This window comes from Sphingomonas sp. Root720 (genome assembly GCF_001428605.1).
Classification (GTDB): Bacteria; Pseudomonadota; Alphaproteobacteria; order Sphingomonadales; family Sphingomonadaceae; genus Rhizorhabdus.
The window spans coordinates 578074-589956 of record NZ_LMID01000010.1 but is presented as its reverse complement, the minus strand read 5'-3'; the positions used below and the strand labels follow the sequence as shown (position 1 = coordinate 589956).

General features: G+C 68.8%; 17 protein-coding genes. 5 read left to right on the top strand and 12 right to left on the bottom strand.

Features of this window, described 5'->3' with window-relative positions; translation table 11 throughout:
* Nucleotides 1-4 precede the first annotated feature (4 nt).
* Genes ASE22_RS10155 through ASE22_RS10145 form a run of 3 tightly spaced genes read right to left on the bottom strand, consistent with a single transcriptional unit; the run spans nucleotide 5 to nucleotide 1596 of the window.
* Nucleotides 5-871: an HprK-related kinase A gene (locus ASE22_RS10155; RefSeq protein WP_056358303.1), complete on the bottom strand. Its 867-nt coding sequence runs from the start codon at nucleotides 869-871 to the stop codon at nucleotides 5-7.
* The gene (locus ASE22_RS10150) at nucleotides 871-1152 is read right to left on the bottom strand and encodes an HPr-rel-A system PqqD family peptide chaperone (RefSeq protein ID WP_056358301.1); all 282 of its coding nucleotides are present in this window, start codon (nucleotides 1150-1152) and stop codon (nucleotides 871-873) included. The genes ASE22_RS10155 and ASE22_RS10150 overlap by 1 nt, the downstream gene beginning before the upstream one ends.
* A 21-nt stretch (nucleotides 1153-1173) precedes the next feature.
* A complete protein-coding gene (locus ASE22_RS10145; RefSeq protein WP_235536219.1) occupies nucleotides 1174-1596 on the bottom strand; it encodes a hypothetical protein in 423 nt (140 codons plus the stop codon).
* 114 nt (nucleotides 1597-1710) lie between these two features.
* Here ASE22_RS10145 and ASE22_RS10140 point away from each other — a divergent pair, with 114 nt between their 5' ends.
* The 4 genes from ASE22_RS10140 to ASE22_RS10125 all read left to right on the top strand — a co-directional run bounded on the left by ASE22_RS10140 (nucleotide 1711) and on the right by ASE22_RS10125 (nucleotide 5586).
* Nucleotides 1711-2955: an ATP-binding protein gene (locus ASE22_RS10140; RefSeq protein WP_056358295.1), complete on the top strand. Its 1245-nt coding sequence runs from the start codon at nucleotides 1711-1713 to the stop codon at nucleotides 2953-2955.
* Between the two features lie 69 nt (nucleotides 2956-3024).
* A complete protein-coding gene (phoU, locus tag ASE22_RS10135) occupies nucleotides 3025-3723 on the top strand; it encodes a phosphate signaling complex protein PhoU (RefSeq protein ID WP_056358292.1) in 699 nt (232 codons plus the stop codon).
* Nucleotides 3723-4421, top strand: coding sequence for a phosphate regulon transcriptional regulator PhoB (phoB, locus tag ASE22_RS10130; protein WP_056358289.1), 699 nt, complete (start codon nucleotides 3723-3725; stop codon nucleotides 4419-4421). The genes phoU and phoB overlap by 1 nt, the downstream gene beginning before the upstream one ends.
* A 91-nt stretch (nucleotides 4422-4512) precedes the next feature.
* Nucleotides 4513-5586, top strand: coding sequence for a hypothetical protein (locus tag ASE22_RS10125; protein WP_056358286.1), 1074 nt, complete (start codon nucleotides 4513-4515; stop codon nucleotides 5584-5586).
* 27 nt (nucleotides 5587-5613) lie between these two features.
* Here ASE22_RS10125 and ASE22_RS10120 read toward each other — a convergent pair whose 3' ends face one another.
* From ASE22_RS10120 to ASE22_RS10105, 4 genes are all read right to left on the bottom strand, one after another.
* Nucleotides 5614-5946, bottom strand: coding sequence for a DUF2794 domain-containing protein (locus tag ASE22_RS10120; RefSeq protein WP_056358284.1), 333 nt, complete (start codon nucleotides 5944-5946; stop codon nucleotides 5614-5616).
* Nucleotides 5946-6647, bottom strand: a complete 702-nt coding sequence (epsC, locus tag ASE22_RS10115) for a serine O-acetyltransferase EpsC (protein ID WP_056358281.1) — start codon at nucleotides 6645-6647, stop codon at nucleotides 5946-5948. The genes ASE22_RS10120 and epsC overlap by 1 nt, the downstream gene beginning before the upstream one ends.
* 145 nt (nucleotides 6648-6792) lie before the next feature.
* Nucleotides 6793-7314 (bottom strand): carboxymuconolactone decarboxylase family protein, encoded by a 522-nt coding sequence (locus ASE22_RS10110; RefSeq protein ID WP_056358279.1) that lies wholly within the window; start codon nucleotides 7312-7314, stop codon nucleotides 6793-6795.
* 136 nt (nucleotides 7315-7450) lie between these two features.
* Nucleotides 7451-7996 (bottom strand): peroxiredoxin, encoded by a 546-nt coding sequence (locus tag ASE22_RS10105; RefSeq protein ID WP_056358276.1) that lies wholly within the window; start codon nucleotides 7994-7996, stop codon nucleotides 7451-7453.
* Nucleotides 7997-8106: 110 nt separating this feature from the next.
* Between ASE22_RS10105 and ASE22_RS10100 the strand changes: the two genes are divergently transcribed.
* The gene (locus tag ASE22_RS10100; protein WP_056358273.1) at nucleotides 8107-9006 is read left to right on the top strand and encodes a hydrogen peroxide-inducible genes activator; all 900 of its coding nucleotides are present in this window, start codon (nucleotides 8107-8109) and stop codon (nucleotides 9004-9006) included.
* A 41-nt stretch (nucleotides 9007-9047) separates the two neighbouring features.
* On the opposite strand, the gene ASE22_RS10095 is transcribed toward ASE22_RS10100, so the two are convergent.
* The 5 genes from ASE22_RS10095 to moaD form a co-directional block, all read right to left on the bottom strand.
* Nucleotides 9048-9788, bottom strand: coding sequence for a metallophosphoesterase family protein (locus tag ASE22_RS10095; RefSeq protein ID WP_056358271.1), 741 nt, complete (start codon nucleotides 9786-9788; stop codon nucleotides 9048-9050).
* Nucleotides 9789-9919: 131 nt separating this feature from the next.
* Entirely contained in the window at nucleotides 9920-10621 is a 702-nt protein-coding gene (locus ASE22_RS10090; protein WP_056358268.1) for an anti-sigma factor, read from the bottom strand.
* On the bottom strand, nucleotides 10614-11147 hold the full coding sequence (locus tag ASE22_RS10085) for a sigma-70 family RNA polymerase sigma factor (protein WP_056358264.1): 534 nt from the start codon (nucleotides 11145-11147) through the stop codon (nucleotides 10614-10616). Before ASE22_RS10085 ends, ASE22_RS10090 begins: the two co-directional genes overlap by 8 nt.
* On the bottom strand, nucleotides 11144-11626 hold the full coding sequence (locus ASE22_RS10080) for a molybdenum cofactor biosynthesis protein MoaE (RefSeq protein ID WP_056358261.1): 483 nt from the start codon (nucleotides 11624-11626) through the stop codon (nucleotides 11144-11146). The genes ASE22_RS10085 and ASE22_RS10080 overlap by 4 nt, the downstream gene beginning before the upstream one ends.
* Nucleotides 11623-11880, bottom strand: coding sequence for a molybdopterin converting factor subunit 1 (gene moaD / locus ASE22_RS10075; RefSeq protein WP_056358258.1), 258 nt, complete (start codon nucleotides 11878-11880; stop codon nucleotides 11623-11625). The genes ASE22_RS10080 and moaD overlap by 4 nt, the downstream gene beginning before the upstream one ends.
* Nucleotides 11881-11883 lie beyond the last annotated feature (3 nt).

Below are 11883 nucleotides of genomic sequence, written 5' to 3'. Positions count from 1 at the left end.
GCGCTCACAGGCCGGCCTCGACGCAGAACTGCTCGACGATGGCGATGCCGCTGTCGGTGTCCGGATAGGCGAAGCGCGCGGCCGGGATCGTCTCGACCATCCCCAGCACCCGTTCGAAGGCCGGCTGGCCGAGCGCGATATAGTTGGTCGATCCCTCGGTCAGCCGCATGAACAGCTCGGAGCGGCTGACGCCGTCGCTGGCAGGCTCGAACCCGTAGGAGGGAAAGAGGATCAGCGCGGGGCGGGCGGGCTCGTCCATCCGCGCGATCGCCTCGGCATTGGGGCGCAGGTGACGCAGCTCGCCCTTGGGCGTTCCGCCGAGATGCGGGCCGAAGCGCGCGGGGTCGGCGATCCGCGCCACGGCTTCCGCGATCGCGCCGTTCTTGAGGCTGATCGCACGGGGAAAGGGCATCGCCAGGCCGGTCGCCATATCGATCATGACGAACTCGTCGGCCATCAGCCGCCAGCCCCGCTCGGCCAGCAGCGCGGCCAGGGTCGATTTGCCGGAGCCCGACTCGCCCGGCATGATCAGCGCCTTGCCGCCGCGTTCTACCGCCGACGCATGGATCAGCAGGTGGCGGCGCTCGCCGAGCGCGACCTGCATGTTCATCGCCATCTCGATCGCGAGCAGGGCGTGGTGGAACGCCATCGGCACGGTATCGGGCAGGCTGTGGTCGCCCTCTATGGCGACCTGCGGGCGGATCCAGCGCCGCCAGGGGCGTGGCGGGCCGATCCGCGCGGTCACGGTCGCGATGCCATCGGGCGGCTCGGGATAGCCGGCATAGAGCGCGCGCAGCGTCGCGACCGGCGCGGCCCAGGGCGATCCGATCCGATAGGAGACGGGGCCGATCCTGACGCGGAAGCCGTGCATCAGCGCGCCTGCACCAGACCGACGCCGACGAGCTCGGCGAGCCGCGCCTCGACCACGGCCCGGGCCTCCTCGTCCTCGCGCAGCGCGAGCCGGGCGCAGAGCGCGGCGGTCAGCCGCGCGGCATCCATCGGCCGGTCGGCGAGCAGCGCCAGCATCTCGGGAACCGGGCTGTCGAGGAAGTGCGTCGTCCCCGACGGCCGGTGGAACACCAGGGTCATCCCGTCGATCGGATGCGTCCGGCAGCTCTGGGGAAAGTCGGTGCTATAGGTCGGTGTCGTCACCGGTCAGCCTTGGCCGGCCACCTATTGGCGGCCCGGGCTCTGCAGCGACGCATAGCAGGTATAGCCCTGTTGCCCCATGGTCAGCTTCTTGATGTACTTGTTGTAGGCATCGGTCTTCTGGGAATTATAGCCCGGATAGCTGGTGCCGTATTTGAGCGAATTCTTGACGTCCTCGCCCTTCAGCGGCTGCGTCGGGGGAGGGTAGCTGTTGGCCGTGTTGGCATTCACCACATTGCCGTTGTTCTTGATCCACTTGCCCGACTGGCTGGTCTGCGGCACCGGGATCTGGCAGGTCAGCGCGGATGTTGCCGCCTGGGCGATGCCGGGACGAACCGTCACCACGGCGGCAGCGCCCAGCGCGCCGATCCGCAGCATCGCGCGGCGCATCTGCAGCGCGTCGACTTCGGCCGGAGCGGCGTCGGGCTGTTGATCCTCGGTACGCATAATCATCCCCCACTACCGGATCGTCTTACCGCCAATCGGGTATCGAGGCGAGACCGAATGACGGGCTGGCTTTTATGTCCGATAGATTTCACAATTCGGTTATAATGGGGATGGATGAAGCATGAACCGCTGCCGGATATCGGCCAGGACGGTGCAGTGAACGAGCGCGGCAGGGCCGTTCGCGCAGCGCTGGCGTTCGTCCTGGTGGCGGCGACGGCCTGGCTGCTGTCCGCGCCGGCGGTGGCGGCGGCCGTGGTCGGGGTGATCGCCGGCTTCTTCACCTGGGTCTCGTCGGCGCCGATGCGCGAGCAGCCCGCGCTGGTGCCCGCCCCGGTGGTAGACCTGCCCGATCGTACCCAGGAGGTGATCGACGCGGTCGACGATGCACTGCTGATCATCGAACGGCAGCGGATCGTCACCGCCAACGACGCCGCCCGGCGCCTGTTCGGGGCGGAACGCGTCCAGGGCGACTTCCGGCTGGCGCTGCGCCATCCCGCCGCCGCCGATCTCATCACCTCCGACCGCGACACCGAGACGCCGCTCGAGATCGCCGGGATCGGCGAGGCCGACCGGCGCTGGGTGATGAGCGTCCGCCACATCGCCGGCGGCGCCAAGCTCGTCACCCTGCGCGACCGCACCGACAGCTGGGTCGCCGAGCGGATGCGCGTCGATTTCGTCGCCAATGCCAGCCATGAGCTGCGCACCCCGCTGGCGACCATCATCGGCTTCATCGAGACGCTGGGCGAGGGCGGCGGGGCCGAGGATGCCGCCATCCGTCAGCGTTTCCTGGGCATCATGATGGGCGAGGCGAAGCGCATGCAGCAGCTCGTCGACGACCTCATCTCGCTGTCGCGGATCGAGGCCGACCGCTTCTCGACGCCGCAGACCCCGCTGTCGCTGGGGCCGGTGGTCGAGGAGGTGGTGGGGGTGATCCGGTCGGGCCTGCGGGACGACGGCGACCGGATCGAGCTGACCATCGCCCGCGTCCCCGACGTTCGCGCGGATCGGGTGCAGATCGCGCAGCTGCTCCACAACCTGATCGGCAACTCGATCAAATATGGCAGGACCGGGACACCGATCCGGGTGCTGCTGGATTCGGAGCAGGGCAAGGTTCGCCTGCGGGTGGCCGACGAGGGCGAGGGCATTCCGGCCGAGCATCTGCCGCGCCTGACCGAGCGCTTCTACCGGGTCGATGCGGGCCGCAGCCGCTCGATCGGCGGCACCGGCCTCGGCCTCGCGATCGTCAAGCACATCGCCGAACGGCATCGCGCCGTGCTCGATATCGCCTCGCGGGTCGGAAAAGGCACGACGGTGACTGTCACATTTCCGGCCATGTCGCCCGATACATTGTCATCATAGTGCAACAACTAGCTCACATAGGCCGCGCCAAGGCGGCACCGGCCTCCGGAGCCGAAGGGAAGTGAAGCGATGGCATCGGGACATACCGTCAAGGCATTCGACGAGGACCTCGGCCAGCTCAGGGCGCTGATCTCGGAGATGGGCGGCCGCGCGGAGGCCGCCATCATCGGGGCGCTCGAAGCGCTGGTCAATCGGGACCTCGAGTCCGCCGCGCGCATCGTCGAGGGCGACCGCAAGATCGACGAGCTCGAGGCCGAGGTCGAACGCCAGGTCGTTCGCCTGATCGCGTTGCGCGCGCCGATGGCCGACGATCTTCGCGAAGTGCTCGCCGCGCTCAAGATCGCCGGCGTGGTCGAGCGTATGGGCGACTATGCCAAGAACATCGCCAAGCGTATCGCGCTGCTCCAGGAAGCGCGCGGCATGGAGGCGATGGCGGTGCTGCCCGCGATGGGCAAGATCGCGGCGGAAATGGTGCGCAACGTGCTCGACGCCTTCGTGCTGCGCGATGCCGAGGCGGCCGTGGCGGTGGCGGCCCGGGACAAGGCGGTCGACGATTTCTACAACAGCCTGTTCCGCACCCTGCTCACCTACATGATGGAAAATCCGCACAATATCACGGCGTCGACGCACCTGCTGTTCATCGCCAAGAACATCGAGCGGATCGGCGATCATGCGACCAACGTGGCGGAAATGGTCTATTTCGCGGCGACTGGCCACCAGATGGCGGAGCGCGCCAAGGGCGAGGACCCGCTCAGCGGAGATATTTGATGGCACGTGCCCGGGTACTGCTTGTCGAGGACGATGCGGCGCTCGCCGAACTGGTCAGTTGGCATCTCGAGCGTGAGGATTTCGAGGTCGAGCGTACCGCCGACGGCGAGGAGGCGATCCTGCTGGCGCGCGAAACCCCGCCCGATCTGGTGCTGCTCGACTGGATGATCGAAGGCGTTTCTGGGATCGAGGTCTGCCGGCGCCTGCGCCGCCTGCCCGACACCGCCAACGTGCCGATCATCATGCTCACCGCGCGCGGCGAGGAAGAGGATCGGGTGCGCGGGCTCGAAACCGGCGCCGACGACTATGTCACCAAGCCGTTCAGCCCGCGCGAGCTGGTCGCGCGCGTCGGCGCGGTGCTGCGCCGCGTGCGCCCGGCGCTTGCCGGCGAGCGGCTGGCCTATGCCGATATCGAGATGGACACCGCGAGCCACCGGGTGCGCCGCGGCGGTTCGCCGATCAGCCTGGGGCCGACCGAGTTCCGCCTGCTCAAGCATTTCCTGGAGCATCCCGGCCGCGTCTTCTCGCGCGAGCGGCTGCTCGACTCGGTCTGGGGTCGTGACAGCGACATCGAGCCGCGCACCGTCGACGTCCATATCCGGCGCCTGCGCAAGGCGATCAACCTCGACGATTCGCCCGACCTGATCCGCACCGTCCGCTCGGCCGGCTATGCGCTCGACAGCGAAGGCATCGCCTGACCGGTTGCGCCTGACCGGCTGCGATCGAGGCTGTATTGTTCTTATAATACAGTTCTGCTAATCTGCCGGCGGATGGTCGGGAGAAAGACCCATGTATAGCGAGAGCGACATCGATTCGGCCGTGCAGGCCGGGGCGCTCAGCCCCGACGCGGCCATGGCCCTTCGCGCCCATGTCGCCGCCCAGCGGACGGTGCCGGCGGTCGACGAGGAGAGCTTCCGCCTGCTCACCGGCTTCAACGACATCTTCGTGTCGATCGCGGCGGTGCTGATGCTGGTGGCGATGGGCTGGGTCGGCAATCTCGTCCGGCCGTTCGCGCCAGACCATGGGCCTTCGCCCTTCATCGGTTTCGCGGTCGCCGCCGCCGCCTGGGGGCTGGCCGAATATTTCACGCGCGAACGCCGCATGGCGCTGCCCAGCATCATCCTGCTGCTCGCCTTCGCCGGCGGGCTGTTCGCCGGCTTCTCGACGCTGCTGCTGATGGCGCTGGGGCTGTCGGAGACGGCGCCGGGCGACGAACGCGCCTTCGCGCTGGTCATCGCCGCCGGCGCCGCCCTGTCGGCGGGCGGGGTCTGGCTGCACTGGCGCCGCTTCCATGTGCCGATCACGGTCGCGGCCGGCGCGGCGGCGCTGGCCGGCCTGATGCTGGCGCTGGCCGTCGCCGCGGTGCCGAGCCTCGCCGATCATATGCTCAAGCTGGTCCTGCTCGCGGGTCTCGGCGTCTTCGCCCTCGCCATGTGGTGGGACATGAGCGACCGGACCCGCACCACGCGCCGGTCCGATGTCGCCTTCTGGCTTCATCTGCTGGCGGCGCCGATGCTGGTCCATCCGATCTTCGCGGGGCTCGGCATCCTGGACGGCGAGGCGGCGGCCGCCCAGGCGGCACTGGTCATCCTCGCCTATGTCGCGCTGGCGCTGATCGCGCTCGCGATAGATCGCCGCGCGCTGATGGTGTCGGCGCTGGCCTATGTCCTCTTCGCGCTGTCGAGCCTGATCAAGCAGAGCGGCGTCGTCGACCTGTCCTTCGGGCTGACCGCGCTGATCATCGGATCGGCACTGCTGCTGCTTTCGGCCTTCTGGACGGCGGCGCGCCGGCGGATCGTCGGGCTTCTGCCGGGCGACCTGGCGGCGAAACTCCCCGTCACCGACCGGCTGCAGCCGGCCTGAGGAGATCGGGCCGCGATCGGCGCCGCCTCACTCCACCAGCTTCATCAGCCGGCGCTCGACCGGGGCCAGCACCGGCCCGAGCTCCTGGCCGCGCTTGAGGACCGAGCCGCCCTCGCCGATCAGGGCCCACATGCCCTGGCGGTTGCGGAGCGCGGGGCGCTTCTCGATCCGGTATTCGGGCCGCTCGGCGGCGCGGCGGAAGGCGGCGAAGCAGGCGGCGTCGCGGCCCAGGTCGATCGCATAGTCGCGCCAGAGCCCGGCGGCGACCATACGTCCGTAGAGATCGAGGATGCGGCTGAGTTCGATCCGGTCGAAGCCGATCTGCAGCGGCTTGCCCGGGAAGGGAGCGACCGTCCCCATCAGGCGCGTTCGCGGTCCTCGTCGATCTTGGCGCGGGCCGCGTCGCGTTCGTCGATCAGCTTGGCGATGCGGCCGCGCAGCACCTCGAGCTCGCAGCGCAGTATCTCGAGCTGCTGGGTCTGCGGATCGAAGCGCTCGCTGCACGGCGTGCCATAGGGCACGAAGCCCTTCTGATATTCCCTGGCGTCGACCAGCATCGGCTTGGCCGGGATGCCGACGACCACCTGGCCCTCGGCGACGTCGCGCGTGACCACGGCGTTGGCGCCGACGCGCGCGCGGGCGCCGATCGTGATCGGCCCCAGGATCGCCGCGCCCAGGCTGACGATCGCGCCGTCGCCGATCGTCGGGTGACGCTTGCCGCCCTCGCCGTTGGTCGGGTTGGTGCCCCCCAGGGTCGCGCCCTGATAGATCGTCACGTCGTTGCCGATCACCGCCGTTTCGCCGATCACGACGAAGCCATGGTCGATGAAGAAGTTGCGACCGATCTGCGCGCCGGGATGGATATCGATCGCGGTGATCATCCGCGAGAAGTGGTTCACGAAGCGCGCGAGGAAATAGAGTTCGGCCTGGAACAGCCAGTGCGCGACCCGGTGGAGCCCCAGGGCGAGCACGCCCGGATAGAGCAGAACCTCCCATCGGGATCGCGGGGCGGGATCGCGCGCCTTGATCGAGTCGAGGTAGGAAATCAGTCCGTCGAACATCCGAAATCCTTCAGGGCCCACTCCATCGGGAACGGCCAATATAGTCCGGCCGTTCCTCCCTGCAAAGATGTTCCTGAACGGTACGTGATAAGCTGAACTTGTCAGGCGGACGATTTCCTCCCCGGAAGGGGGAGGAAATCCCGTTTCAGACCGCGGTCGCGTGGACGGTGGCGGCGGCCTTGATGACCGCGCCGACCCGGGCGGCGGTCTGGATCACGTCGGTGGCGACGCCGTGCTGGCGCAGCACCTTCTCATGGCTGTCTATGCACAGGCCGCAGCCGTTCATCGCCGAGACGGCGAGGCTGAACAGCTCGAAATCGTCCTTCTCGATGCCCGGCGAACCGATCACGTTCATCCGCAGCCTGGCCGGCATCTGCCCATATTCCTTGTTCGAGGCGAGGTGGACGAAGCGGTAATAGACGTTGTTCATCGCCATCACCGCCGCCGCCGCGCGGGCCGCATTGACCGCCTCGGGGCTCAGCTTGCCGGCGACCTCGGCCTCGGCCGCGTCGACGATCGGCTTGTAGCCCGATCCATGGGCGCAGGCGAGCAACAGGCCATATTTGCGCTGTTCGGTCAGCGTCTGGTCGCTGAGCAGCGAGCCGACGTTGAGCCGGATATCCTTGGCATAATCGGGCAGCGCGTCGGCGAATTCCTTGAGCGACATCGAATCTTCCTCTCGAAATCAACGGATAGGGGCGGAAGCCGGAAAAAAAGGGCGCGGAGGCCGGTCATCGTCCTCCGCGCCCCATTTGCCGCGCAACGTGGGGGGACGCTGCGCGGCGGGCTAGCTGAAAAAGGGATCAGGCAGCGGGCTTGAGAACCTCGTCGCCGGCCTTCCAGTTGCACGGGCAGAGTTCGTCGGTCTGAAGCGCGTCGAGAACCCGAATCGCTTCCTGCGGGTTGCGGCCCTGGTTGAGGCCGTTGACCGTGACGTGCTGGATCACGTTGTGCGGATCGACGATGTAGGTCGCGCGATAGGCGACGCCCGCATCCCGGTCGACGATGCCCAGCGCATCGGCCAGCTTCTTCTGGTTGTCCGCGATCCAGGGGAAGTCGCAGTTCGCGAGGCGCTCGTCCGACTTGCGCCAGGCGAAGTGGACGAAATCGGTGTCGGTCGACGCGCCGATCAGCTCGGCGTCGCGATCGGCGAAGTCCTTCTGCAGCTCGCCATAGCCGATGATCTCGGTCGGGCAGATGAAGGTGAAGTCCTTCGGCCAGAAGAAGACGACCTTCCACTTGCCACCGGTATCGCCGGTGTCGATGGTCTCGCCGGCGGGAAGCGCGGCAACGCCCTGCTGGACGGGCAGGACGAAGGACGGGAATTTGTCACCAACGGTAAGTGCCACAGGAGATCTCCTTTTTTGGGTTATCAATGATCCGGAGCCTCCCTCTTCGCAGGCTGGACCTGAGTGTTCAAATTGATTATTTCGCCACCAATGATCGAATGAGGCGATGAATGGCCACCTACCTGCCGACTCTGAAGCAATTGCAATATCTCGTCGCGCTGAAGGATCACGGTCATTTCGGTCGCGCCGCCGATGCGTGCTTCGTCACCCAGTCGACCTTGTCGGCGGGGCTGCGCGAGCTCGAATCGCTGATCGGCATCACCCTGGTGGAGCGGACCCGCCGCGTCGTGCGCTTCACCCCGCTCGGCCTGCGCATCGCCGAAAAGGCGCAGCGGGTGCTGCGCGAGGCCGAGGAGCTGGGCGACCTGGCGCGCGCGGCGGGCAAGCCGCTGTCGGGCGACCTGCGCATGGGCGTGATCCCGACGATCGCACCCTTCCTGCTGCCGCGCATCCTGCCGAAGCTCCGCGCCGCCTGGCCCGATCTCAAGCTCTACCTGCGCGAGGAGACGACCGGGGCGGCCTGCGACTCGCTCCATCGCGGCCATCTCGACTGCGTCCTGCTGGCGCTGCCCTATCATTGCGGCGACATCGAATCGGTCGACCTGTTCCTCGACCGGCTGTTCGTCGCCTTCCCCGAAGGCGAGATGGAAGGGCCGGCGGCGGGCATCCTCGCCGACGACATCGACGAGAGCCGGCTGCTGCTGCTCGAGGACGGCCACTGCCTGAAGGATCATGCGCTGGCGGCCTGCAACCGGCCGGAACTGCGCGCCGAGGCGGCGATGCTCGGCACCTCGCTCCACACGCTGGTGCAGATGGTCGACAACGGCCTGGGCGTCACCCTGCTGCCGAAAATGGCGATCGATGCCGGCATCCTCGAGAACACCCATGTCGTCGCCAGGCCGCTGACCGCCGACCATCCCGCGCGGCGCATCGCGCTCGCCTGGCGTCGGGGCTCGCCGCGCGAGAAGGAGTTCAAGCTGCTCGCCGACGCGCTGCGCGACGCCGAGTGAGCCGAGCGTCGCCCCGGCTTTCGCCGGATGACGGGGGTCGCTTATTGCATCCGTCCCGTCCTGAGCGCGATCGCCCAGTCGGGCCGGCCGCGTCCTTCGGCGGTGCGGGCGGCCATGTCCCAGTCATAATCGACCGCGATCGGCTCGGCGGTCCAGCGGCCGTCGCCGGCGCGCTCGGCGATCGCGTAGCGCGCCTGCGGCGTGCCGCTCTCCATCACATGCGGGAAGGGGTGATCGTCGTCATAGGCGGGCAGACCGACCGAGCCGGGATTGACGATCAACTGGCCGTTCGGGCGGCGATGGCTGCGCGGCACATGGGTATGGCCGCACAGGATCAGGGCGGCGGCCTCGGCCCCCGTCCGTTCGCCGATCTCGCTCGCGGTCGCAGCGCGGGCGCCGGACGGGCCGACATGGTCGAGATAATATTCGAGATCGCTGCGGGGCGTACCGTGGCAGAGCAGTATATCCGGCGCGATCCGCATGCCGACGGGCACCGATGCCAGCCAGGCCCGGTGGCAATCGGACAGCTGCGGGGCGGTGCAGGCGTCCGAAGCGCCCATCGCCACCCGCTCCAGCGTCAGCAGCTGTCGCTCGTGATTGCCACGGATCGTCGGCAGGTCCAGCGCGATCAGACGGTCGGCGGTGCCGACGGGATCGAGCGGGCCCGATAGCATGTCGCCGAGGTTGACCGTCAGGTCGACGCCGCGCCGGCCGATATCGGCCAGCACCGCGTCGAGCGCGGCGAGGTTGCCGTGGATGTCCGATATTGCCGCGATCCGCATCGGCCCGCCTTACCAGCATCGCCGCTCCCCGCGAAGCGCATGCGCCGAGGAAAGCCCGCCGCCGTCATCGCAGGTTCATCGCGGCGGGCCGAAGGCGGTCCGCGTGAGTTGCTTGGCGTATCAGGCTCTTTTCAAGAGCTGGGGAGCGAGACCATCTGTCCCGAATAGATCACCGGTCCGGTCGGCAGGCCGGTCGGCGATCCCCCCTTGGGTTCCACCGACACCGCGATCGTCATCTGCTGCTGCAGGTCGAGCGCCATGCGGTCGAGCGCGGTCGCGCCGTCCTCGGGCATCAGGCCGATCGACCTGGGCGCCGCCTTGCCCGCGATCACCCAGAGTTCGAGGCTGTGGCCCGGTCGCGGCGCGACGTTCACCGGCATCACCCGCATCATCCTGCTGTCCGGATCATAGGTGACGAGCAGCGCCGGGGAGCCGCCCTGTTCGCTGAGCGCGGCGACCGACCGGAACAGCGGCGAGGGGGCGCGTTGCGCGAGCTGAGGCGGCGGCGGCGCGGGCGTGGAGCCCGGTCGCAGCGCCACGCCGGTGCTGACCAGTGCGGCCATCGCCGCCGCGGCCGTCGCGAGCTGCCAGCGGCGCAGGCGTCGATTGTCGTTGGCCGGGGCGCCGCCCCTCTCGATCCGCGCCCACAGTCCGGGCGGCGCCGCCGCCTCGGGCACGGTCAGCAGCAGCGGCGACAGCCTTTCCTGCCAGGTCGCCACCGCAGCGACGGCAGCCGGATCGGTCAGCAGCCGGCGTTGAAAGGCGCGGCGTTCGACCCCGTCGAGCGTGCCGAGCACATATTCGCCGGCGAGCATGTCGATGTCGTCAGCCATCGAGGCAGCCCTTCAGCCGGGCGAGGCCACGGTGCAGCCAGCTCTTGATCGTTCCGGTCGGATGGCCCAGCCGCGCGGCGAGCTCCTCCCGGCTCTCGCCGTTCAGATAGGCGGCGAGGATCAGGGCGCGTTGGTCGGCGTCGAGCCGGTCCAGGCAGATGCGCAGCGCCGCGAGCTGCTCGGCCGAGGCGCCGTGAGGATCGCTCAGCGCGTCGAAATCGAAAGCGTCGTCACGGGTGCGGCCGGCGGGGTGCTCGCGCCGGCGCAGGTCGATCGCGACGTTGCGGGCGATCGTCGCCGCCCATGTGATCGGGCTGCCGCGCCGGGCATCGAACCCTGCGGCATTGCGCCAGATCTTGGCATAGGCTTCCTGCATCGCGTCTTCCGCCATCGATCTCTCTGGCAAGATACGCAGGACCACGCCGAAAAGTTTTGCCGAGGTCCGCCCATAGAAGCGGGCGAAAGCGGCGCGGTCGCCGTCGGCCACCGCCAGCAGCAGGTCGGGCAGTTCCTCGGCGCTCGTCATTCGACCGTCTCCCCCGTCGTAACCTGCACGGTCTCCCAGCGCGCCGCGGCGGCATCGTCCTCCGCGCGGGCCTCGACCCAGCGGCTCGTGCCGTCGGCGAAATGCTCCTTCTTCCAGAAGGGCGCACGCGTCTTCAGCCAGTCGATCAGGAAGCCGGTCGCCTCCAGTGCGGCGGCGCGGTGCGGGGAGGCCGCCGCCACCAGCACGATGCGCTCGCCGGGCGGCAGCAGGCCATGGCGGTGGATGGCGGTGACGCCCAGCAGCGGCCAGCGCGCGGCGGCTTGCGCGGCGATCCGGTGCATCATCGCCCCGGTGATGCCGGGATGATGCTCCAGTTCGAGCGCTTGCAGCCCGCCTCCGCCGCGCACCACGCCGGTGAAGCTTGCGATCCCGCCGCCGCCCAGCGCCTCGAGCCGCGCCAGTTCGGCGGCGACATCGATATCCGCGGCCTGGACGCGGACGAGAATCGCCGCGCTCATCCGCCCGTCACCGGCGGGAACAGCGCGATCTCGCGCGCACCGGCGATCGGGCTGTCGGGCGTGACGAAGTCGTCGCCAATCGCGGCGCGCACCCGGGCGCGGTCGGCGAAGGCCTCGGCATAGCCGCCGTCGCGTGCCGCCAGCCAGTCGATCAGCGCCGCGATGGTCGCGACTTCGGCGGGCGGCGACACCGTTTCGGCGCTGCGGCCGATCGTCTCGCGGATCCGGGCGAAATAGAGCAGTTCGATGGCCATCGT

Excerpts from the sequence above, each read along its gene's own strand:
- ASE22_RS10095 (WP_056358271.1), bottom strand. The coding sequence starts at position 9,788 with ATGCGGATCGCGGCAATATCGGACATCCACGGCAACCTCGCCGCGCTC.
- moaD (WP_056358258.1), bottom strand. The coding sequence starts at position 11,880 with ATGGCCATCGAACTGCTCTATTTCGCCCGGATCCGCGAGACGATCGGC.
- ASE22_RS10090 (WP_056358268.1), bottom strand. The coding sequence starts at position 10,621 with ATGGCTGACGACATCGACATGCTCGCCGGCGAATATGTGCTCGGCACG.
- ASE22_RS10125 (WP_056358286.1), top strand. The coding sequence starts at position 4,513 with ATGTATAGCGAGAGCGACATCGATTCGGCCGTGCAGGCCGGGGCGCTC.
- ASE22_RS10100 (WP_056358273.1), top strand. The coding sequence starts at position 8,107 with ATGGCCACCTACCTGCCGACTCTGAAGCAATTGCAATATCTCGTCGCG.
- epsC (WP_056358281.1), bottom strand. The coding sequence starts at position 6,647 with ATGTTCGACGGACTGATTTCCTACCTCGACTCGATCAAGGCGCGCGAT.
- ASE22_RS10110 (WP_056358279.1), bottom strand. The coding sequence starts at position 7,314 with ATGTCGCTCAAGGAATTCGCCGACGCGCTGCCCGATTATGCCAAGGAT.
- ASE22_RS10080 (WP_056358261.1), bottom strand. The coding sequence starts at position 11,626 with ATGAGCGCGGCGATTCTCGTCCGCGTCCAGGCCGCGGATATCGATGTC.
- phoU (WP_056358292.1), top strand. The coding sequence starts at position 3,025 with ATGGCATCGGGACATACCGTCAAGGCATTCGACGAGGACCTCGGCCAG.
- ASE22_RS10085 (WP_056358264.1), bottom strand. The coding sequence starts at position 11,147 with ATGACGAGCGCCGAGGAACTGCCCGACCTGCTGCTGGCGGTGGCCGAC.
- ASE22_RS10155 (WP_056358303.1), bottom strand. The coding sequence starts at position 871 with ATGCACGGCTTCCGCGTCAGGATCGGCCCCGTCTCCTATCGGATCGGA.
- phoB (WP_056358289.1), top strand. The coding sequence starts at position 3,723 with ATGGCACGTGCCCGGGTACTGCTTGTCGAGGACGATGCGGCGCTCGCC.
- ASE22_RS10120 (WP_056358284.1), bottom strand. The coding sequence starts at position 5,946 with ATGGGGACGGTCGCTCCCTTCCCGGGCAAGCCGCTGCAGATCGGCTTC.
- ASE22_RS10140 (WP_056358295.1), top strand. The coding sequence starts at position 1,711 with ATGAAGCATGAACCGCTGCCGGATATCGGCCAGGACGGTGCAGTGAAC.
- ASE22_RS10145 (WP_235536219.1), bottom strand. The coding sequence starts at position 1,596 with ATGCGTACCGAGGATCAACAGCCCGACGCCGCTCCGGCCGAAGTCGAC.